This window comes from Vibrio thalassae (assembly GCF_900089835.1).
GTDB classification, from domain to species: domain Bacteria; phylum Pseudomonadota; class Gammaproteobacteria; order Enterobacterales; family Vibrionaceae; genus Vibrio; species Vibrio thalassae.
Genome location: NZ_OANU01000185.1, coordinates 1 through 725, shown reverse-complemented (window position 1 = coordinate 725; position 725 = coordinate 1). Strand labels below are relative to the sequence as shown.

General features: G+C 42.5%; 2 protein-coding genes and 1 pseudogene. All 3 read right to left on the bottom strand.

Annotation, left to right across the window (positions count from 1 at the left end; translation table 11 throughout):
• Positions 1-110: helix-turn-helix domain-containing protein (locus VTH8203_RS23585; protein WP_158296112.1), on the bottom strand; the 110-nt coding region annotated here is incomplete at its 3' end.
• Positions 111-176: 66 nt separating this feature from the next.
• Positions 177-517 (bottom strand): annotated as a pseudogene (locus tag VTH8203_RS23580) (multicopper oxidase domain-containing protein); the annotation flags it as partial.
• A gap of 17 nt (positions 518-534) precedes the next feature.
• The coding region (locus VTH8203_RS23575; RefSeq protein ID WP_279627164.1) for a transposase at positions 535-725 on the bottom strand (191 nt) is incomplete at its 5' end.

The window sequence follows — 725 nt, the reverse complement described above, 5'->3', positions numbered from 1 at the left end:
TAAGTGCGAACGGTGTTTCTAGATACACCTAAATCACGCGCGATGCGGCGGATACTTTGTCCTTGCTGATGTAAAACGTGTATTTCCACTAGTTGCTCCTGATTGATCATAATCCGCCGCTTTGTCCATTTTACGAACGGATAGTTTGCCTCAGGTGGGTCAATTTTAAATCGACGTTAGTGGGTCATTTTTACATCGGCGCTGACAACATGACAGTGATACATCCACTTGCCTGGGTTGTCTGCGACAAATGCGACTTTGGCCCTACCATTTTTGCCTAGGAGCACAGTAAAAGTATGGCCGTGTAAATGAATGGGATGGTGATATTGGGTGAGGTTTCTGAGATCAAAAATACAGGTTTAACCCATTTTATGCTCGGTAAGTTTATAAGGAGCAAATACAGGATTTCCATCTATCGCGATTACCCACGCGGTGACTCCTTCTACAGCGATCTTATGTTGGTATTGTCGACATTTATCACATGTGCTCTTACAAGCCCGTTCGGGCGAACTTTGTAACTAACCTGAGATCGGTTTAAGCCATCGCCATCAATCCTGTCTTTTCAGTGTTTGTGATGTTGAGTGATGGCTTTTCTGGTTTCAGACAGTAAGCGATTAGTCCGCCAAGTAAATTCAACATAAAACCATGTAAGCTGCGATGCCTTGAGTGCTCTATTTGAGATATATTCTTTAATTGGTCATTAATCGTTTCAATAATGAACCTTT